Origin of the sequence: Anaeromyxobacter sp. SG66 (genome assembly GCF_022690805.1) — a bacterium.
GTDB classification, from domain to species: Bacteria; Myxococcota; Myxococcia; order Myxococcales; family Anaeromyxobacteraceae; genus Anaeromyxobacter; species Anaeromyxobacter soli.
The window spans coordinates 24,839-46,676 of record NZ_JALCZC010000004.1; the positions used below are offsets into that span (position 1 = coordinate 24,839).

At 73.9% G+C, this 21,838-nt stretch carries 15 protein-coding genes; 13 read left to right on the top strand and 2 right to left on the bottom strand.

Translation table 11 applies throughout. The annotated features are described in order from the left end of the window. Positions 1-108 precede the first annotated feature (108 nt). Genes MNZ39_RS02525 through MNZ39_RS02545 form a run of 5 tightly spaced genes read left to right on the top strand, consistent with a single transcriptional unit; the run spans position 109 to position 5,368 of the window. Complete coding sequence (locus MNZ39_RS02525; RefSeq protein WP_242333994.1) at positions 109-1,728, top strand: thiamine pyrophosphate-dependent enzyme; 1,620 nt, start codon at positions 109-111, stop codon at positions 1,726-1,728. Then, complete coding sequence (locus MNZ39_RS02530; RefSeq protein ID WP_242333997.1) at positions 1,721-2,212, top strand: 2-oxoacid:acceptor oxidoreductase family protein; 492 nt, start codon at positions 1,721-1,723, stop codon at positions 2,210-2,212. Before MNZ39_RS02525 ends, MNZ39_RS02530 begins: the two co-directional genes overlap by 8 nt. Positions 2,213-2,268: 56 nt before the next feature. Further along, positions 2,269-3,594: a phenylacetate--CoA ligase family protein gene (locus MNZ39_RS02535; protein ID WP_242334000.1), complete on the top strand. Its 1,326-nt coding sequence runs from the start codon at positions 2,269-2,271 to the stop codon at positions 3,592-3,594. Between the two features lie 11 nt (positions 3,595-3,605). Then, positions 3,606-4,043, top strand: a complete 438-nt coding sequence (locus tag MNZ39_RS02540) for an ACT domain-containing protein (protein ID WP_242334003.1) — start codon at positions 3,606-3,608, stop codon at positions 4,041-4,043. An 8-nt stretch (positions 4,044-4,051) separates the two neighbouring features. Continuing rightward, positions 4,052-5,368: a phenylacetate--CoA ligase family protein gene (locus MNZ39_RS02545; protein WP_242334006.1), complete on the top strand. Its 1,317-nt coding sequence runs from the start codon at positions 4,052-4,054 to the stop codon at positions 5,366-5,368. A gap of 262 nt (positions 5,369-5,630) precedes the next feature. Here the strand turns inward: MNZ39_RS02545 and MNZ39_RS02550 are convergent, their stop codons facing one another. Continuing rightward, the gene (locus MNZ39_RS02550) at positions 5,631-6,872 is read right to left on the bottom strand and encodes a hypothetical protein (RefSeq protein WP_242334010.1); all 1,242 of its coding nucleotides are present in this window, start codon (positions 6,870-6,872) and stop codon (positions 5,631-5,633) included. A 297-nt stretch (positions 6,873-7,169) separates the two neighbouring features. Here MNZ39_RS02550 and MNZ39_RS02555 point away from each other — a divergent pair, with 297 nt between their 5' ends. From MNZ39_RS02555 to MNZ39_RS02565, 3 genes are all read left to right on the top strand, one after another. Beyond that, complete coding sequence (locus MNZ39_RS02555; RefSeq protein WP_242334013.1) at positions 7,170-8,552, top strand: OmpP1/FadL family transporter; 1,383 nt, start codon at positions 7,170-7,172, stop codon at positions 8,550-8,552. A gap of 258 nt (positions 8,553-8,810) precedes the next feature. Beyond that, entirely contained in the window at positions 8,811-11,762 is a 2,952-nt protein-coding gene (locus MNZ39_RS02560; RefSeq protein ID WP_242334016.1) for a hypothetical protein, read from the top strand. Positions 11,763-11,778: 16 nt separating this feature from the next. Further along, a complete protein-coding gene (locus MNZ39_RS02565; protein WP_242334018.1) occupies positions 11,779-13,035 on the top strand; it encodes an OmpP1/FadL family transporter in 1,257 nt (418 codons plus the stop codon). A gap of 78 nt (positions 13,036-13,113) precedes the next feature. Here MNZ39_RS02565 and MNZ39_RS02570 read toward each other — a convergent pair whose 3' ends face one another. Further along, a complete protein-coding gene (locus MNZ39_RS02570; protein ID WP_242334021.1) occupies positions 13,114-14,142 on the bottom strand; it encodes an SDR family oxidoreductase in 1,029 nt (342 codons plus the stop codon). A 171-nt stretch (positions 14,143-14,313) separates the two neighbouring features. Between MNZ39_RS02570 and MNZ39_RS02575 the strand changes: the two genes are divergently transcribed. The 5 genes from MNZ39_RS02575 to MNZ39_RS02595 all read left to right on the top strand — a co-directional run bounded on the left by MNZ39_RS02575 (position 14,314) and on the right by MNZ39_RS02595 (position 21,799). After that, positions 14,314-14,964 (top strand): alpha/beta hydrolase, encoded by a 651-nt coding sequence (locus MNZ39_RS02575; RefSeq protein ID WP_242334024.1) that lies wholly within the window; start codon positions 14,314-14,316, stop codon positions 14,962-14,964. A 68-nt stretch (positions 14,965-15,032) separates the two neighbouring features. Next, positions 15,033-16,238 (top strand): MFS transporter, encoded by a 1,206-nt coding sequence (locus tag MNZ39_RS02580; protein WP_242334027.1) that lies wholly within the window; start codon positions 15,033-15,035, stop codon positions 16,236-16,238. Between the two features lie 150 nt (positions 16,239-16,388). Further along, positions 16,389-17,834, top strand: a complete 1,446-nt coding sequence (locus tag MNZ39_RS02585) for a DHA2 family efflux MFS transporter permease subunit (protein ID WP_242334031.1) — start codon at positions 16,389-16,391, stop codon at positions 17,832-17,834. Positions 17,835-18,039: 205 nt separating this feature from the next. Then, positions 18,040-20,343, top strand: coding sequence for a nitric-oxide reductase large subunit (locus MNZ39_RS02590; RefSeq protein WP_242334034.1), 2,304 nt, complete (start codon positions 18,040-18,042; stop codon positions 20,341-20,343). Between the two features lie 103 nt (positions 20,344-20,446). Continuing rightward, positions 20,447-21,799, top strand: coding sequence for an ATP-binding protein (locus tag MNZ39_RS02595; protein WP_242334037.1), 1,353 nt, complete (start codon positions 20,447-20,449; stop codon positions 21,797-21,799). Positions 21,800-21,838 lie beyond the last annotated feature (39 nt).

Genomic DNA, 21,838 nt, shown 5'->3' on the forward strand with positions numbered 1-21,838 from the left:
TGCCGTCCCTTTGCCCAATCTCGCCACCGGCCGGCCGGCTTTTACACCGGCCTGCCGCGCCCTGCACGTCCCGTGATGAGGCGCGCGCGAGGAGGAGACGCGCTTCTCATGGAACGACGGCTTCTTTCCGGCGACGAGGCGGTCGCGGCGGCCGCGGCGGACGGGGGGGTGCACCTCGGCACCGGCTACCCCGGGACCCCCTCCACCGAGATCCTCGAGGCGTTCTCGACCCTCGGCGGCAAGGCCCAGTGGGCGCCCAACGAGAAGGTGGCGCTCGAGGTCGGGCTCGGCGCCGCCTTCGCCGGCGCGCGCGCGATCGTCACCATGAAGCACGTGGGCCTGAACGTCGCCGCCGACCCGCTCTTCACCTCCGCCTACACCGGGGTCACGGGCGCGCTCGTCGTGGTGGCCGCCGACGATCCGGGCATGGCCTCCTCGCAGAACGAGCAGGACAGCCGCCGCTACGCGGTCGCCGCCGGGCTGCCCATGCTCGAGCCGGCCGACTCGCAGGAGGCCTACGACCTCGCCCTCGCCGCGCTCGAGCTCTCGGAGCGCTGGCAGCTCCCGGTGATCCTGCGGATGACCACCCGGGTGTGCCACTCGAAGTCGATCGTCACCCGCCGCGCCGCGAGCGCGCCCGCGCCGGTCCCGCGTTTCCGCCGGGACGTCGCCGCCCGCGTGATGATCCCCGCCTACGCCCGCCCGGCCCACCGCCGGCTGCGCACGAAGCTCGACAGCCTGCAGGCCTTCGGCGAGACCTCGCCGCTCGCGGTGTGGCGCGAGGGGGACGGCAAGCTCGGCATCGTCGCGAACGGCGTCACCGCGCGGCACGCCCGCGAGGCGGCGCCGGGGGCGAGCCTGCTCGAGCTGAAGCTCGTCCACCCGCTCCCGCTCGAGAAGATCCGCGCCTTCGCCGCCTCGGTCGAGCGCTGCGTCGTCCTCGAGGAGGGCGACCCTGTCATCGCCGACGCGGTGCGCGCGGCGGGCATCGCGGTCGAGGCCAAGGCGCCCGCGTTCCGGTTCGGGGAGCTCGACGTCCCGCGCGTGCGCCGCATCCTCGCGCGCGACCTCACGCCCGAGCCGGAGCCGCCGAAGGGCAAGCCCCCGCAGCTCTGCGAGGCCTGCCCCTACCACCCCGTCTACTCGACCCTGAAGAAGCTCGGCTGCATCGTGGCGGGCGACATCGGCTGCTACACGCTCGGCGTGCTCCCGCCGTACGAGGGGATGGACACCTGCGTGGCGATGGGCGCGTCCCTCGGGGTGGGGCTCGGGCTCCGCCACGTCCTGCCCGAGGAGGACGCGCGCAAGGTGGTGTCGATCATCGGCGACTCGACCTTCGTCCACACCGGCCTGAACGGGCTCGTCGAGATGGTCTACAACCCGCCGCCCACCGGCCACGTGCTCGTCGTGCTCGACAACGGCACCACCGCCATGACCGGCCAGCAGGAGCACCCCGGCACCGGCCGCACGCTCGACCACGCCCCCACCGGCAAGCTCTCGATCGAGGGGCTCGCAAGGGCGCTCGGCGTGCGGAACGTGGACGTGGTCGATCCCATCGCCGAGCCGGCCGGGTTCGAGAAGCTCCTCGTCGACCGGCTGGCGCGCCGCGAGCTCTCGGTGGTCGTCGCGCGCCGCCCGTGCATCCTCGCCGCCGCCGACATCCGCAAGTACGAGAAGGCCGCGGCCGCCGCGGGCTGCGCGGCCTGCCCGGAGATCGAGAATGTCTGACCGCGTGGACGTGGTGAACGTGGTGTTCGCGGGCCTCGGCGGCCAGGGCGTCATCAAGGCCTCGGACATCCTCGCCGACGCCGCCTTCCGCGCCGGGCGCGACGTGAAGAAGGCCGAGGTCCACGGGATGAGCCAGCGGGGCGGCTCGGTCACCTCCGACGTCCGCTTCGGGCGCGAGGTGCTCTCGCCCATGGTGCCGGGCGGGGAGGCGGACTACCTCGTCGTCCTCTCCGCCTCGGAGATCGCCGTCACCCGCCCGCTGCTCGGGCCGCGCGGCGTGCTCATCCCGCCCGACCTCGTCGACGAGGCGACGCTGCCGAACCGCAAGAGCCTCAACGTCGCCCTGCTCGGCGCGCTCGCCCGCCTCCTCGACCTACCCGAGGAGCACTGGCTCGCGGCGATCCGCGCGGCGCTGCCGGAGCGGCTGCACGAGGTGAACGAGAAGGCGTTCCGGATCGGCCGCGCGGCGGCGCTCCGGACCTAGGACACCCACACACGGCGGGCGGCGGGGACGGGGACGAACGAAAGGAGCGGCTCCAGGTGAGCAGCCAGTGGAACGACGCGCCCGGGGGCTTCCACCCCGCGAGCGCCCCCGACTTCCTGCCGCGGCGCGAGCTCGCGCGGCTCCAGCTCGGAAGGCTCCGATCGGTCGTCGAGCGCGCCCACGCGCGCGTCGAGCTCTTCCGGCGGCGCATGGAGGAGCGGGGCGTCACGCCCGCCGACGTGCGCTCGCTCGAGGACCTCGGTCGGCTCCCCTTCACGGTGAAGACCGACCTGCGCGACACCTATCCGTTCGGCCTGTTCGCGAGCCCGATGGAGCAGATCGTGAGGCTCCACGCCTCCTCGGGCACGACCGGCAAGCCCATCGTCGTCGCCTACACCGAGGCGGATCTGCGGGTGTGGACGAGCGTGATGGTGCGCACCTTCGCCGCCTGCGGGCTGCACCGCGGCGACGTGATCCAGAACGCCTACGGCTACGGCCTGTTCACCGGCGGCCTCGGCGCCCACTACGGCGCCGAGGCGCTCGGCGCGACGGTGATCCCCATCTCCGGCGGCAACACCGAGCGCCAGCTCATGGTGCTGCAGGACTTCGGCGCGACCGCCATCTGCTGCACGCCCTCGTACATGATCCACCTCGTCGAGCGGGCGCGCGAGGCGGGCATCTCCTTCGAGCGGCTCAAGGTGGGCGTCTTCGGCGCCGAGCCCTGGACGGAGGAGATGCGCCGTCACATCGAGGCGGCCGCCGGCATCCGCGCCCACGACGTGTACGGCCTCTCGGAGATCATCGGCCCGGGCGTCGGCATCGAGTGCGAGCGGCGCGACGGCCTGCACCTCTTCGAGGACCACTTCTACCCCGAGATCATCGACCCGGAGACGGGCGAGGTCCTCCCCGACGGCGCGGAGGGCGAGCTCGTCCTCACCACGCTCTCGAAGGAGGCGATGCCGATGATCCGCTACCGCACGCGCGACATCACCTCGATCGTCCCCGAGCCGTGCGCCTGCGGCCGCACCCTGCGCCGCATCCGCCGCATCGGCCGCCGCTCGGACGACATGCTCATCATCCGCGGGGTGAACGTGTTCCCCTCGCAGGTGGAGGCGGCGCTCCTCGCCGTCGAGGGGACCCTGCCGCACTACCAGATCGTCCTCGCCCGCGTGCAGGGCCTCGACGAGATGGAGGTGCAGGTGGAGGTGACGCCGGAGGTGTTCTCCGACGTCATCGGCGCGCTCGAGGCGCTCCGGCGCAGGCTCGAGGCCGCCATCGACCACGTCGTCGGCATCCGCGTGAAGGTGACGCTCGTCGCGCCGCGCACGCTCGCCCGCAGCGAGGGCAAGGCGAAGCGCGTCCTCGACCGGCGCAACATGTAGGAGGGGGTCCCGTGAAGATCCGTCAGCTCTCCGTGTTCCTCGAGAACCGCCCCGGCCAGCTCCGCTTCCCCTGCAAGGCGCTCGGCGATGCCGGCATCGACATCGTCACCATGTCGCTCGCCGACACGGCGCAGTTCGGCATCCTGCGCCTCGTCGTGAAGGAGTGGGAGCGCGCGAAGTCGGTGCTCGAGGCCGCCGGGGTGGTGGTGAACGTGACGGAGGTGCTCGCCGTCGACGTGCCGGACCGCCCGGGCGGGCTCGCCGCGGTGCTCGAGGCCTTCGAGCAGGCCGGCGTCGGCGTCGAGTACATGTACCCCTCCGCTTCGCGCGAGCGCGGCCGCCACGCCACGCTGCTCTTCCGGCTCGAGGACCCCGACCGCGCCGAGAAGCTGCTCGAGGCGGCGGGCGTGAAGCTCGTCGGCCCCGCCGAGCTGTTCGCGCGCTCGTAGGGGACGCCGTGACGATCCCCGTGCTCGAGAGCCCGATCTTCGACCCCGCCGAGACGCTCCCCATCCCGGAGCGGCGCGCGCTGCAGGCGCGACGCCTCGCCGAGACGGTCCGCCGCGCGAGCGCCGTCCCGTTCTACCGCGACGCGCTCGGCCGCGCCGGCGCGACGCCCGAGGCGATCCGCGCCGTGGACGACGTCCGCCGGCTGCCCTTCACCACGAAGGACGACCTCCGCGAGACCTACCCGCTCGGCCTGCTGGCGGTGCCGAGGGGCGAGCTCGCCCGCGTGCACGGCTCCTCCGGGACGACCGGCAAGCCCACCTTCGTCGCCTACACCCGGCGCGACCTCGACACCTGGTCCGGCCTCGTCGCGCGCTTCCTCGTCGCGGGCGGGCTGCGCCCGGACCACCTCGTCCACGTGGCCTTCGGCTACGGCCTGTTCACGGGCGGCTTCGGCCTGCACTACGGCATCGAGCGGGTGGGCGCGGCGGTGGTGCCCGCCGCCGGTGGAAACACCCCGCGTCAGGTGATGCTCATCCGCGACCTCGGCGCCGAGGTGCTCGTCTGCACGCCGTCGTACGCGCTGCACATCGCGGAGGTGGCGGCCGCGGAGGGCTTCCGCCCGGGCGACCTGCCGCTCAGGCTCGGGCACTTCGGCGGCGAGCCGTGGACCGAGGAGATGCGCGCGGCCATCGAGAGCGCGCTCGGGATCCGCGCCTTCAACAACTACGGGCTCTCCGAGGTCATCGGCCCGGGCGTCTCCGGCGAGTGCCCCTACCGCACGGGCATGCACGTGCAGGAGGACCACTTCCTCGTCGAGTGCGTCGACCCCGACACCCTGGCCCACGTGCCGGACGGCCAGGTGGGTGAGCTCGTCTTCACCACGCTCACCAAGGAGGCGATGCCGGTCCTGCGCTACCGGACGCGCGACCTCGCCGCGCTGGACCGCTCGCCCTGCCCCTGCGGCCGCACCGGCGTGCGGATGAGCCGGGTGGTGGGCCGCTCCGACGACATGCTCATCATCCGCGGGGTGAACGTCTTCCCCTCGCAGATCGAGGAGGCGCTGCTCCGCGTCGAGGGGACGGCGCCGCACTACCTCATCGAGGTCTCGCGCCCGGGCTCGCTCGACGAGGCGGTCGTGAAGGTGGAGATGCGCCCCTCGGACTTCCGCGACGAGATGCGGCAGCTCCAGGAGCTGCACGACCGGATCGACCGCGAGATCCACGCCGTGACCGGCGTGCGCATGGCGGTCGAGCTCGTCGCGCCGAACACGCTCGAGCGCTCCGCCGGCAAGGCGCGGCGGGTGCTCGATCACCGGCGGCGCTGAACGACAGCTCGATTCGCGATACCTTCGGTGACGCGAATCGCGCTGTCGTTCAGCGATTTGTAACGGGGGCTGCGCCCCCGCCCGCCGAGCAGAGCTCGTCGGGGCCCACCCCTGCTCGCCGGGTCCCGTGCGCCGCCGCGAGCGGCTGCGCCGCTTCCGCGGCGTCGACCCGGCGGGCTCGCTTCGCTCGCCTGTTCGCGAATCGATAGAGCGCGGCCCTCGCGCGGCGGCCGCTCTGCCGCAGCGCGAGGGGACGCTCCGGCTACAGCGCCAGCAAGGTCGAGAGCTCGAGCTGGTTCGCCGTGTACGTGTCCGCGCCGGTCACCGTGGCGGTGTCCGTCACGTACCGCGTCGCCTCGAGGCCGAGGCGCCAGCGCGAGGTGAGGTTCACGAGCGCGCCGGCGGAGAGCTGGCTGTTCCGGCGGATCGGGCTCGAGGTCGCGCTCGCGGCCGGGAGGGTCGCGTCGCGCGGGTCCTCCCGCCCGGCGCCGAGGAGGAGGGTGTACCCGGGCACGGGCGTCACGGCCGCCTGCGCCCACAGCCCGCGGGTCTCGACGTTCGACACGCGCGCCAGCGCGACGTCCGCGACGACGCCCTTCGCGTTCACGGCGTAGAGGATGTCGAGGTTCTCGCCCGCGAACGCGCCGCCCACGAGCTGCACGTAGGGGAGGTCGAGCTTCAGGTCGAGCGCGAGCGCGCGGCTCTCGGCGGTGACGTCCTTCGCGGCCCGGTCGGCGGTGGCCGCGAAGGAGTACTTCTCGCGCCCGGCGTGGCCAGACACCCCCAGCTCCGCCGTCGCCTTGCCGCCGCGCCGGTACACGCCCGCGACGCGCGCCTCCACGTTCGGCGTCCCCGAGCGCTCCCCCGCCGGCCCCGGCGCGCCGTTCGCCGCGTCGGCGGTGACGCCGGCCCGGTCGAGCGGCGCGAGCGCGCCCAGCTGGTAGACGACGCCGAGCGTCCGCCCCAGATCGCCGGAGACGCGCACCTGCGGCGCGCGGCGGTAGAGGAAGCCCGCGCCCGCGAAGCGCGGCGTGGCGAGGTGTGAGAGGCTCTGCGCGAAGTACGGCCCGCCCACGATCCCCCAGGTCTGGCCGGCGAGCACGGTGAGGTTCGCGAGCTCGGGCCAGGCGGCGGAGACCCACGCGTGCCTGAGCCGCACGAGCGGCAGCGACGGGTCGTCGGACCCGACGGTGTTTCCTCCCATGAAGTCGAGCTCCACGAGCGCCTTCAGCTTCGCGTTCGCGAGGAGCCCGTCGGAGGGGATGCCGACGTTGAGGCGCAGCCGGCTCTGGCGCACCCCCATGCCGAGCGCCGCCTCGCCGTCCGGACCGCCCCGCGCGAAGCGAGGCAGGTCGTTCGCGTTCAGCGGGCCGGAGCTCGCGTAGGTGTTGAGGAGGAGCCAGCCCGAGGTGTCGAGGGTGAGCTTCTGCGGCTCGTCGGGGCGGGCGGCGAGCGGTGAGGCGAGGAGCAGGGCGGCGGCGAGCAGCGGGGCGGGGCGCGTCATGGGTCCTTCTCCGCGGGGCAGGGGAAAGGATCGATGCTAGCGAGTCCCGAGTGGGACTCACAACCCTCCCGGGCTCGACCCGGGAATCACGCAGCGCGTCGAGTGGGGAGTGAAGTTCGGGCTGCGGTCCTTCGGGGTGATCCACGCGTGGTCTCGGTACCCACGTCACCGGACCGCTAGAGTGACGCGCGGTGTCAGCTCGCGTCGAGCCGGCGTGCTCGACGAAAAGACTCGGTCTCGCTCCCGTCATCGTGCGCGACGCGCCCGAAGACGGGTGTCGAACAAGGAGGGGATCCCGTGACGAAGACCCACCTGCGACGCACCTCCCTCATCGCCGCGGTCGCGCTCGCGCTCTCTGCTCCGCCGAGCGGCGCCCGCGCCTCCGGCTTCCAGCTGGTGGAGCAGAACGGGAGCGGGCTCGGGAACGCCTACGCCGGCCAGGCCGCGGCGGCGGAGGACGCGAGCACCATCTTCTTCAACCCCGCCGGCCTGACCCGGGTGCCGGGCCTGCAGCTCGTGGCGGCGCTGGACTTCGTCCGCCCTTCTCCCGACTTCACGGACAGCGGGAGCACGCGGGCCACGCCGCTGCAGCCTTCGCTGGGCGGCAACGGCGGCGACGGCGGCTCCCTGTCGCTCGTCCCGAGCGGCTACGTCTCGTTCGAGACCGTCCCCGGCCTCATCTGGACGGGCCTCGGCGTGAGCGTCCCGTTCGGCCTCGAGACAAACTGGGACTCGGGGTGGGTGGGCCGCTTCCACGCCCTCAAGTCCTCGGTCGAGACCATCAACCTCAACCCCACGGTGGCGTGGAAGATCGCGCCGTGGCTGTCGGTCGGCGCCGGCGCGAACTACCAGCGGCTCGACGCCGAGCTGACGAACGCCGTGAACTACAGCGCCGCCGCCTTCGCGGCCGGCGGCGCCGCGGCGCTCGCCGCGGTCGCGGCCTCCGGCTGCGGCACCGCCGCGGGCGGCTGCGAGGGCGTCGCCAAGGTCTCGGGCGACACCTGGACCTGGGGCTGGAACGCCGGCGCGATGCTGGAGCTGCCGACGCAGACGCGCGTCGGGGTCTCGTACCGCTCGACGATGAAGCACCACGTGAAGGGAGACGTCTCCTTCAGCAACCGGCCGGCGCTGCTCGCCACCGGGCTGCCGAACGGCCCCGTCAAGACGACCATCGAGATGCCGGACACGGTCTCGGTGGCGGTCGCGCAGAAGGTCCTCCCCGCGCTCGAGCTGCTCGCCGACTTCACCTGGACGGGCTGGTCCTCGATCACGGACCTCTCCATCTACAGAAAGAGCGGCGCGCCGCTCTCGAGCACGCCCCTCGAGTTCGACGACAGCTGGCGCGTCGGGCTCGGCGCGAACTACCAGGCGACCCAGATGCTGAAGGTCCGGCTCGGCACCGCCTTCGACAAGACGCCGGTCCAGGACGAGTTCCGCACGCCGCGTCTGCCCGACGAGGATCGCTGGTGGGCGGCGGCCGGCCTCCAGTGGGCGTTCTCGAGGCAGGCGGCCATCGACGTCGGCGGCGCGTACCTGTTCATCAAGGAGGCGAGCAGCAACCTCCCGAACGTCGACCCGAACCCGCCGACGGGCTTCCAGCCCTCGCCGCGCGGCGCTCTCGTCGGCTCGTACGACGCCAACGTCTGGATTGCGAGCGCGCAGGCGCGTTACTCATTCTGACCGCTCCTCTTGGGTGGCGCGCGTCCTGTCGAAGGGCGCGCGCCACTCGATCACGTGAGCGTCGGAGCCGCTCGCGCTCAGGTCTTTCCTCGCGACCGAGGGCCGAGAGCTCCCGTGCGCGCGCCGCCTCGCGTTCGCGCCGAGGATGACGCGGCGCGCCGGGCGCTCTTTCTTGACTTCACGTAGGCTGACGCGCAAATCGGTCCATTTGTCCCCGTAGCTTTCTCTACTCCCCGTCCGCGTCACGAGGAGACATCGATGTTCCATCGCCGCGCCACGATTCTGGCCGCCGCGGTTCTGGCGGCCGCCTGCACGCAGTCGGTCGAGCAGAACGGACCGCCCGACGTGCTGGTCTTCGCGTCCTTCTCTCCCCCCGCCATCCCGCTTCCCAACGACCTCGCCCTCCAGAGCGCCCCCACGCTGCCGGCAGGGCTCCAGAAGGAGCTGCTCCAGTCGTTCGTGGTGAAAGGCGGCTTCCCGAGCGACCAGGAGGTCGCGATCACCGTCCCGTTCCACACCTCCACCCGGAACGTCGACGACGGGACCTACTCGCGCTCCGCGACCCCCCCGAGCCTGGACCTCAAGACGGTGAACGAGAGCACCGTCGCGGTGCTGAAGATCACCGCCGGCGCCGCCGAGCGGATCCCCGTCGAGGTGGGCGGGTACGCGAACGGCGTGCTCGCCCTCCGCAAGGTCGCGGACGCCGCCGGCAGCCGCCGCTGGGCGCCGGGGCGCTACGTCGCCGCGCTGCGCGGCGGTGAGCACGGCGTGAAGACGACCGACGGCCGCGCCGTGGCGGCCGAAAGGCCCATCGCCCTCGTCGCGCAGGGCGTCGATCTCATGAGCCACGAGAACCAGCCGCCCGGGATCACGCCGGCGCAGGTGCAGCAGCTCAGCTCGCTCCAGGCGCTCTACGCGGGCTCCGTGGGGTGGAAGCCCGTCGAGACGCAGACGCCCTCCGGCCTCACCGTCCTCTGGCAGGCCTCGACCGTGCCGGGCCAGCTCTCCGCGTTCGCCGCGGTGGACACGGTCTTCCCCCACCAGGAGATCGCGAGCGTCCAGACCTTCGGGACGCAGCCCTCGACGGCGAGCCCGCTGACCGACAGCGGCTCGGGCCAGATCCCCTTCCCGTCCGACTTCCTCCTCGACCCCGCCTCCGGCAAGGTGCGCAACAACCCCGCCTTCGGGCCCGCGGCGGCCGGCCTCGCCACCCTCGACGGCTTCTCGACGACGGGCATGATGCTCGTTCCGCTGACGGCGCCGGTGAAGGCCGCGACCGTGAACGCGAACAGCGTCCTCGTCTTCGAGCTGCCCGCCGGCGGGACCCCCCGCCGGCTGCGCGACGTCGCCGCCGCGCTCGGCGCCGGGGCGCCCGGCACGGCGGAGTACCTCACGCAGCCGCCCGCGCTGAACCGCGACGTGCAGGGGACGAGCGTCACGACCGCGCTCGGGCTCCAGCCCGGAATTCCGGTCCCCACGCCGACGCCCGCCGGGATCGTCTACGTCCCGCCGCTCAAGCAGAAGACCCGCTATGCCGTCATCGTCACCGATCGCGTCAAGGACACGCAGGACGCGGCCCTCGTGCGCAGCACGCTCGCCGAGATCGTGTTCGGGTTCCAGAACCCCCTCGTCGTGGACGGCAAGTCGCAGATCCCCGGCGTGAGCGACGCTGACGCGGGCGGCCTACAGGCGCTCCGGACCGGGCTCGCGCCGCTGCTCGACAACCTCGGCGCGCTCTCCGGCGACGCCTCGCTCACCCGCGACCACGTCGTCCTCGCCTACACGGTCACCACCCAGACCGTGACCGACGTGAGCGTCAAGCTCTCCGCGGCGCCGTACGATCCGAACGGCGACGGCAACATGGCGGACAACGCCGCGTTCACCACGGTGGCGGCGGCGCCCCTCGACCTCGCGAGCTTCGGCATCACGGCCGCGCAGCAGGCGGCGCTGTTCCCGAGCGTGGCCGCGTTCCTCGACGCCCGCTTCGTGAGCCTCGACGCCATCGACCCGGCGAACGGCGCGCTCAACCCCGACCCGAGCGCGTGGACGCCCGTCCAGCTCTCGGCGACGGTGGCCGTGCCGAAGTGCGGCGCGCCGCCCTGCGTCGCGCCCCTCGTCGTGTGGCACCACGGGCTGAACGGCGGGCGGCTGCAGATGCTGGGCGTCGCCGAGTCCCTCGCCGCGAAGGGCTTCGTGGTCATCGCCACGGACGCGCCCTACCACGGCGATCGCGCCTTCTGCTCGCAGAACTCCGACTGCACGACCGACGGCACCGCCGACGGCGTGTGCACGCCCGACGCCGCGCGCGCCGGCCAGGGTGACGCGGTCGCGCCGGGCACCTGCACGACGGGGCACCTGCGTCTCGGCAACGACTTCACCACCGAGGCCTCCGGGAACTACTTCATCTCGGGCAACTTCTTCCGCATCCGGGACGGCATCCGGCAGGACCTCTTCGACCACGCCGCCCTCATCCTCGCCGCCGCCCGGCCACCGCCCGGAAGCGGCTTCCCGCAGCCGCAGGTGAACGCGCTCGCGGCCGCGCTCGCGGGCCACGGCGTCGGGATCGACCCGACGCGCGTCTACCTCGAGGGGCTCTCGCTCGGCGGGATCAACGGCACGGAGATCGCCGCCACGAACCCGCGCATCTCGCGCGCGGTGCTCTCCTCGCCGGGCGGCACGCTGACCGACATCTTCACGAACGCCCCGGCGTTCAAGTCGGCGGTCGATCAGCTCTTCCTCTCCCTCGGCATCGACCGCTCGAAGATCGCGACCGATCCGGCGGTGGCGGCCCGCTACGTCCAGACGCTCATCCTGGCGAAGTGGATCCTCGACCCGGCCGACCCGATCAACTACGCCCAGCACGTCGAGACGAAGCTCCCGAGCCCGCTCGCCGCGCTCGGGCCGCTCGCCTCCTCGACCACGGCCGCCTTCGGCCAGCTCTCGAAGTGCGACCCGGTGGTGCCGAACCGGACCACGGTCGTCGGCGGCGTCCCGCTCGCCTACGGGGACCTGCTCCTCGACCTCGGAACCATCGACACGACCCTCTACGACAGCCGCTCCGCCGCGGGCGGCTGCGTCGACCACGGGGTCATCCTCGACACCTTCGCGCCGCTCTTCGGCGGCACGTCCATCGGCGGCCCGGTGCGCGAGGACGCGGCCCGGTTCCTCTCCGACGGCACCCTTCCCCCTGCGGCCGTGACGCTCGACTGACGAGGAGACGCCACCCATGCGCAAGACGATCCTGACGGCCCTCCTCCTCGTCCCGTCGCTCGCGCTCGCGAGCGGCTACGAGGTCATCAACGTCAACCCGCGCGACCTCGCGCTCTCCTCGTCGGCCGTCGGCGCCCAGGTCGACGCCGGCGCCGCGTTCATCAACCCCGCCGCGCTCTCCAAGCTCGACGGGCCCGCCGTCTCGGTGGCGGGCTCCTTCCTCGACATCTGGACCGACTGGACCGCGCCTTCGGGGAGCACGAGCCTCACCGGCAGCTCCACGACGCGCTTCGAGCCGGTCACGCCCGTCAACGTCTACGCGGGCTTCGGCACGAAGCTCGCCGGCCGCGGCCTCGGCGTCGGCGTGGGCTTCGGGAGCCCGTTCGGTGGCAACCAGTTCTGGAAGGACGACTGGCAGGGGCGCGCGCGCATCATCGAGGTGCAGCGGCGCTTCTTCGGCACCTACCTCACCGCGGGCTACGAGGTCATCCCGCAGGTGCGGGTCGGCGGCGGGCTCGTCTGGTACTACGGGTTCGAGTACCTGAAGCAGGGCATCCAGCCCTTCCCGGACGCCTACGGCGAGCTCGACACCAAGGGCGGCGCGCTCACCTACGACGTCTCCGCCGAGATCCAGCCTCTGCTGTCCGTCCCGCTCACCATCGGCGTGGACTACAAGCACAAGGCGCACGCGACGCTGAAGGGCGACGGCAACTTCGAGGTGCCGCCGGCCCTCGAGGGCCCGGAGACGCAGGACCAGGGCGTCACGCACGACGTCACGATCCCGAACCTCCTCAACCTCGGCGTGGGCTACCGCGTGGCGAAGCCGCTCCTCGTCACGCTGCAGTGGTCCTGGTCGCGCTGGGTCGTGTACCGCGACGACACCTTCGTGGGCGACAAGGGGCTCACCCTCTCCGTGCCCCGCGACTACCGCAACGGCAACGTCATCCGCGGCGGCGTGGAGTGGGAGGTGAGCCCCACGCTCGCCCTCCGGCTCGGGCTCATGCGCGATCAGTCGGGCCTCCGCAAGACCACCTACTCGCCGACGCTCCCCGACTCGAACACGACGGGCGCCTCGACCGGCCTCACCTGGGCGTTCGGCAACCGCGGGCTGGCGGCGAACGCGGCGTTCTTCTACGGCCGGCGCGACAAGGTCACGCCGGAGGGGACGACCGCCTTCCCGGGCACGTTCCAGACCGACGTGGTCATCGTGTCCGCGGGCCTGTCGTGGAACACCAACCTGCACCTCGCGGGGCAGACGGCGCCGATGCCCTAGGGCGGCTCGAGGCTCGGCCGAAGACGAAGGGCGGCGGTGGGGACACCGTCGCCCTTCGCTTTTGCAGGTGAGTCGCGGCTAGGCCTGCTCCGGCTCCTCGTTGTAGCGGCGCGCGGCGCGATCGCCGAGCGCGGTCAGGATCGACCGCGCGAGGCCGCGGCGAAAGAGCTCACCCGGCAGCGCGATCGCCTCGCGGGCGCCCGGCTCGGCCGGCGGGAGGAGCCGGTTCACGACCCCCAGCGTCCGGACCACGGTGCCGGGGAAGAGCGCGTGGGCGATCCGGAGCGCCTTCGCGGGCACGCCCACCACGACGAAGCGCTCGTCGTTCTCGATCGCCCGCACGATCCGGCGCGCGGCGCGATCGGCGCTCGAGGTCAAGAGCGGGAGCGACGCAGCGAGCGTGAACAGGCTCGCCTCCGCGTAGCGCTTCCCCTTCACGAGCGCGTGGCCGAAGGAGCCGGTGCGCATGAGCCCGGGGACGACGGTCACGACCCGCACCCCGTGGCGGATCGACTCCGCCGCGAGCGCCTCCGACCAGCCGCGCAGCGCGAACTTGGCCGCGTCGTAGGGCGCGAGGTGGGGGAGCCCCACCGCGGCGCCGATGGAGGTGACGTTCACGATCGTGCCGCGGCGCCGCTCCCGCATCCCGGGCAGCACCGCCTCGGCGGCGTGGAGCGCGCCCCAGAACATCACGTCCATCGCACGGCGGTAGTCCTCGGTCTTCATCGTCTCGACGGGGCCGACCTGGATGATGCCGGCGTTGTTCACGAGCACGTCGATGGGGCCGAGGTTCTGCTCCACGTCGGCCACGAGCCCCTGGATCCCGTCCTCGTCGGTGACGTCGCAGGGGAGCGCGGTGACGTCGATCCCCTCGGCCGCCAGGCCGCCCCGGGCGCGCTCGAGCTCCTCCTCGTCCCGGGCGCAGATGACGACGCGCATGCCGCGCCGCCCCAGCTCGCGCGCGACGAGGAAGCCGAGCCCTCGCGAGCCGCCGGTGACGAACGCGATCTTCCCGGGCAGCCGGACGCGCCCGATGCGCCGCGAGAGGGCGAGCGCCGTGGCGCCGCCCAGGATGGCCAGCGCGGTCCAGGTCTCGAGTCGCCGCACGTGGAATCTCCTCGGTCCGGCGGAAGCATGCGCACGGCGGGGCGGGGCGGCCGTCATCCCGCCGCCGGAATTGCCGGCCCGCGCGCACGTCGGACAGGCGGCCACCGGGGCCCCCGGTCGAGCGGCGCCGTCCGGCGGGCGGCGATGGCGGAAGCGGGATAGCGTCTGTGGGTGACGCTCGAGCACCTCGTCCGCGCGCCGGCGCCCGCCCGCTCCCACCCGCCGCTCCTGCTCCTCCTGCACGGGCTCGGCTCGGACGAGCGGGACCTCTTCGCGCTCGCGCCGTGGCTCGACCGCCGCTTCCTCGTCGTGTCGGCGCGGGCGCCCTATGCCATGACGCCCTCCGGCTTCGCCTGGTACGTGCTCGACCGGAGCGCGACGCCCACCACGCTCGATCCGGCCGAGGTCGAGGCGAGCCGCGAGGCGCTCGCGGAGGCCGTCCCCGAGCTGTGCGGGGCCTACGGCGCGGATCCGGCGCGGGTGTTCTTGTTCGGGTTCTCGCAGGGCGCGGTGATGAGCTACGCGCTCGCCCTCGCGCGCCCCGAGCTCGTGCGCGGCCTCGTGGCTCACTCCGGCCGCGTGCTGCCGCAGAGCCTCTCCCGCGCCGCGCCCGCGCCCGCGCTCGCCCGGCTCGAGGCGCTCGTGCTGCACGGCAGGGACGACGCAGTCATCCCCGTGGAGCGCGGCCGCGAGGCGAGGGCGCTCCTCGCGCCGCTCCTCGGGACGCGCGTCGAGTACCGGGAGTATCCGATCGGCCACACGATCTCCGAGGAGAGCCTCGCAGACGCGAACGCCTGGCTCGCCGCCCGCGCGGGCGAGTGACGGCGCGGGCCGCCGGAGGGAGGGGCCGCCGGATCGACAGGCAGGCCCGCCCGTGCTCTCCTCCGCGCGTGCCTGCGCTCCCGGCGGCCCTCCGCTCCCGCGACTTCAGGAACCTCCTCTTCGGCCAGGTCGTCTCGACCACGGGCACGCAGATGCAGCACGTCGCCATCGTCTGGCAGCTCTACGTGCTCACCCGCTCGCCGCTCGCGCTCGGGCTCCTCGGCTTCTTCCGCGTCGCTCCGGTCATCGCCTTCGCGCTCGGCGGCGGGGTCGTGGCGGACGCGGTCGACCGCCGCCGGCTCATGCTCGTCACCCAGACGCTGCTCGCCTCGGTGTCCGTCACGCTCGCGGTGACGAGCCACCTCGGCCTCGCGACGCCCGGCCTCCTCTACGGCCTCGTGGCGGTCGGCGCGGCGGCCATCGCCTTCGACAACCCGGCGCGGCAGGCGCTCGTGCCGCTCCTCGTGCCGCCCGAGCACCTCTCCGGCGCGCTCTCGCTCGCGTTCACGGGCTGGCAGGTGGCGAACGTCGTGGGCCCCGCGCTCGGGGGCGTGCTCCTCGCCTGGGGCGGCGTGGTCACGCTGTACGCGCTCGACGCGGCCTCGTTCCTCGCCGTGATCGGCGCGCTCCTCGTCATGCGCCACCGCGCGCCGCCGCGCGCGACTCCGCTCGGGCTCGGCGCCGTGAAGGAGGGCCTCGCCTTCCTGCGCCGCGCCCCGGTCATCCGCACGACGATGCTGCTCGACTTCTTCGCGACGTTCTTCGGCGGCTCGATGCTGCTCATGCCCATCTTCGCGGACCAGCTCCTCCGCGTCGGCCCTCGCGGCCTCGGGGTCCTCTACGCCGCGCAGCCCGCCGGCGCGGCCCTCGCGGGCGCGTTCCTCGCCACCCGCTCGCTCCCGCGGCGCGAGGGGCGCGCGGTGCTGTGGGCGGTCGGCGCCTACGGCGGCGCCATCGCGGTGTTCGGCGCCTCGCGCTCCTTCCCGCTCTCGCTCGCTGCGCTGGCGGCGGCGGGCGCCGCCGACACGGTGAGCACCGTCATCCGCCAGACGCTTCGCCAGCTCCTCACCCCGGACGCGCTCCGCGGGCGGATGGGCTCCATCAACATGATCTTCTTCATGGGCGGGCCGCAGCTCGGCGAGGTGGAGGCGGGCGCGGTCGCGCGCGCGTTCGGGCCGCGCCTCTCGGTCGCCTCGGGCGGCCTCCTCTGCATCGCCGCCGCGCTCGTCACCGCGCTCGTGGCACCGGCACTGCGCCGCTACGAGCGCGGCTGAAGTGGCGCGGGCGCTCGGGCCAAGGGGCTGCGGCCCATGGAGCGCCCCACGTCGCGCGTCCGCTGCGCGCTCCCGCGCTTGAGGCCACTCGACGCTGCGCGGCCCGCCGAAGCCCGGCCCCCGGCGCTGCGCCGCCTTAAGGTTCGCGGGGTGCGGGAGACGGTGCGCTACGGCAGCCGGGCGGGGAGGGGCGTGCTCCTCGTGGCGATCCTCGGCTCGGGGCTCGCGTTCCTCGACTCGACCGTGGTGAACGTGATCCTCCCGGTCCTCGGCCGGGAGCTCGGCGCGGGCCTCTCGGCGCTGCAGTGGACGCTCGACGGCTACCTGCTCACCCTCTCCGCGCTCCTCCTCCCCGGCGGCGCCCTCGGCGATCGCTACGGGCGCCGCCGCGTGTTCACCATCGGGCTCGCCTGGTTCGCGGTCGCCTCGCTCCTCTGCGGCGTCGCCCCGAACGCCGGCGCGCTCGTCTTGTTCCGGGCGGTGCAGGGGGTGGGCGCGGCGCTGCTCGTGCCCGGGAGCCTCGCCCTGCTGCGGAGCTGCTTCGCGCCGGAGGAGCAGGGGCGCGCCATCGGGGCCTGGGCGGGCCTCTCCGGCGTGACGACCGCGTTCGGGCCGCTCCTCGGCGGCTGGCTCGCCGAGGCCGTGTCCTGGCGCGCCGTCTTCCTCGTGAACCTCCCGATCGCCGCGCTCGGCATCTGGGCGGCGGTGCGCTTCGTCCCGGAGTCCCGCGCGCCCGTGGCGCGCCGGCTCGACGTCGCGGGCGCGGTCCTCGCCGCCCTCGGGCTCGGCGCGGTCACCTACGCGCTCATCGAGGCGACCGGCGAGGGCGGCGGCGGACGGGTGACGGTGGCTGCGCTCGCGGGATCCCTCGCGCTCGTCGCGTTCGTCCTCGTGGAGCGCCGTCCGTCGGCCATGCTCCCCCTGTCGCTCTTCCGCTCCCTCCAGTTCACCGGGGCGAACGCGGCCACGCTCGCGCTCTACTTCGGGCTCGGCGGCGCGACCTTCCTCCTCATGCTCCAGCTCCAGCGGAGCCTGGGCTGGTCGCCGCTCGCCTCCGGCGCGGCGCTCCTCCCGCTCACCGCCTGCCTCCTCGTGCTCTCGCCGTGGTCGGGCCGGCTCGCGGGGCGCGTCGGGAACCGCCCGCTCATGGCGTCGGGCGCGCTCGTCGCGGGGCTCGGTCTCGCGCTCCTCGCCCGGGCCGTGCCGGGCGTGAGCTACCTCGGGGGCGTCCTCCCGGGCGTGGCGACGCTCGGCGTGGGGCTCGGCCTCGCGGTCGCCCCGCTCACCGCGGCGGCGCTCTCCGCCGTCGAGGCGGAGCGGGCTGGCGTCGCCTCGGGCGTGAACAACGCCGTCGCGCGCGCGGCCGGTCTCCTCGCCGTGGCGGTGCTGCCCCTCGCCGCCGGCATCGCCCCGGCGGACGTCGCCTCCGGCCAGCTCACAGAGGGTTTCCAGCGCGCCATGGCGATCTCCGCGGCCCTCTGCGGCGTGGGCGGCGCGCTCGCCTGGGCCACCGTCGAGCGCGGCCGGGGAGGAGCGCGCCCCCGCGCGCGGCGGGCCGCCGTGGTCCCGCGCGTCGCGGCCGGACGGCCGAGGTGAGCGCCGAGGAGGGCGCGCAGTATCCCGCCCGGCTCGCGCCGGCGCCCGCCCCCCTGTCCGGCGAGGGCCAGCGCCGCCGCACGAGGAGCCGGGCCGCACCCACGGGTCGGTCGATGACGTTCGGTGAAGCCTCCACGGAGGGTGTCGTGTTGTCCTCCGCGCGCGTTATCTCCACCCTTGGCGAGGCTCGAACGCTGGAGGGTTCATGCGCAGGCAGCTCCTCGTGTCGCGCGGCTGGCTGCAGGCCGCGCTGCTCGTCATGCTCGTCGGCTTCGGCATCCTCGGGGTGCTCGCCTACCGGACCTACACGGCGACGCCGCCCATCCCGGAGCGGGTCGTCGGCCCGGCGGGGCGGGTGGTCTTCACGCGGGACGACGTCCTCTCGGGGCAGGAGCTCTTCCTGGGACGGGGCCTCATGTCGTACGGCTCGGTCTTCGGCCACGGCGGCTACCTCGGGCCGGACTTCACCGCCGACTACCTCCGGCGCACCGCCCGCTTCATGGCGCGCCGCAACGGCGAGCCGGAGCGGGCGGGCGGCCCGAAGACCTGGGCCGAGCTGCAGACGAACCGCTACGACCCGGCGAGCGACACGCTCCGCTTCACCGAGGGTCAGGCGCTCGCCTTCGAGCACTACCGCGAAGAGCTCGCGGCGTTCTTCGCCCAGCCGAGCGCGCGGACCGGGCTCGCGCGAGACGTCGTCTCGGGGCCGGAGGACGTCCGGCTGCTCACCGCGTTCTTCGCCTGGAGCGCCTGGGCGGCCGCCGCCCGGCGCCCCGGCCAGGACTATTCGTACACCAACAACTGGCCGCCCGAGCCCCTCGTCCAGAACGTCCCGACTGGCCCGATGGTGGTGTGGAGCGTGCTCTCGCTCATCGCCCTCCTCGCGGGGACCGGGCTCCTCTTCGCCGCCTTCGGCCGCTGGCGGTTCCTCGGCTGGCAGGGGCGCGAGTCGCAGACCCTCACCTTCCGCCGCCCCGAGGAGGTGCCGCTCACGCCCTCGCAGCGCGCGACCGGCTGGTTCTTCCTCGTCATGGCGCTGCTCTTCCTCCTGCAGACGCTGGTGGGCGGGGCGACGCAGCACTACCGCGCCGAGCTCTCGAACTTCTTCGGCGTGGACCTCGCCGCGCTGCTCCCCTTCAACGTCGTGCGGAGCTGGCACCTGCAGCTCGCGATCTTCTGGGTGGCGACGAGCTACCTCGCCGCCGGCATCTTCCTCGCGCCCATGATCGCCGGGCGCGAGCCGCCCGGGCAGCGCGCGCTCGCCTTCGCGCTGCTCGGCGCGCTGGCGGTGGTGGTGGTGGGGAGCATGATCGGCGAGCTCGCCGGGATCCACGGCTGGACGCGGAGCATCTGGTTCGGGAACCAGGGCTTCGAGTACCTGGAGCTCGGCCGCTTCTGGCAGGTGCTGCTCATCCTCGGGCTCTTCGCCTGGGTGGCGATCCTGTTCCGGGCGCTGCGCCCCCGCCTCGCGCGCGAGCACCTCGGCAACATGCCCTGGCTGTTCTTCTTCGCCGCGCTCGCGATCCCCGCGTTCTATGCGGTCGGGCTGCTCGCCCACCCGCGCGGCCACTTCACGGTCACCGACTACTGGCGCTTCTGGGTGGTGCACCTGTGGGTCGAGGACTTCCTCGAGCTCTTCACCACGGTCGTCGTCGCCTACCTGTTCGTGCTGCTCGGGGTGGTCGCCGAGCGGATCGCGCTCCGGCTCATCTACCTCGAGATCATCCTCTACTCGGTGGGGGGCGTGGTCGGGACCATGCACCACGTCTACTTCTCGGGCGAGCCCGCGGAGCACATGGCGCTCGGCGCCTTCTTCTCCGCGGCGGAGGTCATCCCGCTCACCCTCCTCACCTTCGAGGCGTGGAGCTTCCTCTCCCTGGGCCGCGAGCAGCAGGCGGGCGCCGTGCGGTTCCCGCATCGCTGGGCCGTCGCGTTCCTCGCCTCGGTGGGGTTCTGGAACTTCGTCGGCGCCGGGATCTTCGGCTTCCTCATCAACCTGCCCATCGTGAGCTACTACCAGATCGGCACGGCCCTCACCGCGAACCACGGCCACGCGGCGATGATGGGCGTCTACGGCATGCTCGCGGTGGGGCTCGCGCTGTTCGGGCTCCGCTACCTCGTCCCGCCGGAGCGCTGGTCGGACCGGCTCGCGGCGGTGAGCTTCTGGTCGCTCAACGTCGGCCTGGGCTGGATGGTGTTCGCGACGCTCTTCCCCATCGGCGTCCTGCAGCTTCACCGCTCGGTCACGGTGGGCTACTGGGAGGCGCGCGCGCTGGAGTTCCTCACCGCGCGGCCGCTGACGTGGTTCGAGTGGGCGCGCCTCCCCGGCGATGCGCTCTTCATCGTGGGCGGCGTGCTCCCGGTCGTCATCCTCGCCTGGCGCGGCGTGCGCGCCCGGACGCGGCCGCTCCCCGCCGCGCTCCCCGAGAGCCCCCTCTTCACCGACGTCGCGGGGGGCCCGCCCGGCGGCGCGCCCGCGCCGGGGCACCCCGCGCCGGAGCGGCTCTAGCGAGCGACCCGCCTGGGAGGAGGCGACGTGGGGCGAAGACGCACCCCGTCGCCTCCCCGTATGAGAGGGAAGAGCCCGCCCGCTCGCCGGGTTGCCTAGCTGCGTGCCCGCTCGTCCGGTGACCGGCTTCGTCGCCGCCATCCTCGCCATCGTCGTGGCGGTGGGGGTGTACCTGGCGGTCGCGAAGTCGCGTCAGGAGAACGCCGCGCGCGCCGCCGAGTCGACCGACGCGGTGCTCGCCCTCGAGCGGCTGGACGCCGCCGTCCGCGAGGCCGAGAGCAGCCACCGCGGCTATCTGCTCGTGCGCGGCCCCGCCGAGCTCGCCCGGCACGAGCGGGCGGTGGCCGCGATCCGCGTCGAGCTCGCGTCGCTCACCCAGCGGGCGTCACGGGAGCCGCAGCGGCGCGCGCCCACCGACGCGCTCGTCGGGCGGGTCGATGCCGCGCTCGCGGCCATGGCCGAGGAGCGGCGCGCCCACGACGCCGCGCTCCTCACCGGCGCCTCCTGGCACCCCACCACCGACCCTCACCTCCTCGACGACATGGAGCACGCCCGCGGCGAGCTCGTGGCGCTCGAGGTCGGCGCGCTCGAGCAGCGCGAGCGCGCCTGGTCGGGCAAGACCGCCCTCGGCGACGCGGTGTTCCTCGTCGCGAACCTCGCGCTCGCCGCGGTGCTCCTGCTCGCCGCGCGGAGCGTCCGCCAGGCCCTGCGCGCGCACGAGGAGCGCGAGCGCGAGCGGCGCGTCGCCCTCGAGGTGCAGGCGCGGATCCTCGGCATCGTCGGCCACGACCTGCGCACGCCGCTGTCCGCCATCGAGGCCGGCGCGACGCTGCTCTCGCGACGGACGCTGCCGCCGGCGGAGGCGCGCACGCTCGCCCGCATCCTGTCGAGCTCGCGCCGCATGGCCCGGATGATCGGCGACCTGCTCGACTTCACGCGCGTGCGCGACGCCGGCGGCATCCCGCTCGCCCCGCGCGCGATGGACCTGCGCGAGGTCTGCCGCCCGGTGGTGGACGAGGCGGCGCTCCGGCACGGACCCGACGCGGTCGCGCTCTCCCTCGACGGGAACCTCTCCGGCGCGTGGGACCCCGACCGGCTCCAGCAGGCGATCGCGAACCTCGTCTCGAACGCGCTCCAGTACCAGCCGGCGGGCACGCCGGTGCGCCTGCGCGCCGCCGGCGAGGCCGACGCGGTGCGCGTGGAGGTCGAGAACGACGGCCCGCCCATCCCGCCCGAGGCGACGCGCGCCATCTTCGAGCCGTTCCGGCGCGGCGACGTCCGCCAGGCCGGCGCCGACGGGCTCGGCCTGGGGCTCTTCATCGTCCGGACCATCGTCGAGGCGCACGGCGGCCGGGTGGACGTCGCGTCGGGCCCGGGCCGCCCGACCCGCTTCACCGTCCGGCTGCCGCGCACCGGCGGGCTTCGCCCGGCGGTGTACAGCGCCGGCGCCCGGTGAAGCGGTCCCGCAGAGACGCCGGACGCCTTTCGCCACGCA

Excerpts from the sequence above, each read along its gene's own strand:
- MNZ39_RS02525 (WP_242333994.1), top strand. The coding sequence starts at position 109 with ATGGAACGACGGCTTCTTTCCGGCGACGAGGCGGTCGCGGCGGCCGCG.
- MNZ39_RS02530 (WP_242333997.1), top strand. The coding sequence starts at position 1,721 with ATGTCTGACCGCGTGGACGTGGTGAACGTGGTGTTCGCGGGCCTCGGC.
- MNZ39_RS02550 (WP_242334010.1), bottom strand. The coding sequence starts at position 6,872 with ATGACGCGCCCCGCCCCGCTGCTCGCCGCCGCCCTGCTCCTCGCCTCA.
- MNZ39_RS02560 (WP_242334016.1), top strand. The coding sequence starts at position 8,811 with ATGTTCCATCGCCGCGCCACGATTCTGGCCGCCGCGGTTCTGGCGGCC.
- MNZ39_RS02565 (WP_242334018.1), top strand. The coding sequence starts at position 11,779 with ATGCGCAAGACGATCCTGACGGCCCTCCTCCTCGTCCCGTCGCTCGCG.
- MNZ39_RS02590 (WP_242334034.1), top strand. The coding sequence starts at position 18,040 with ATGCGCAGGCAGCTCCTCGTGTCGCGCGGCTGGCTGCAGGCCGCGCTG.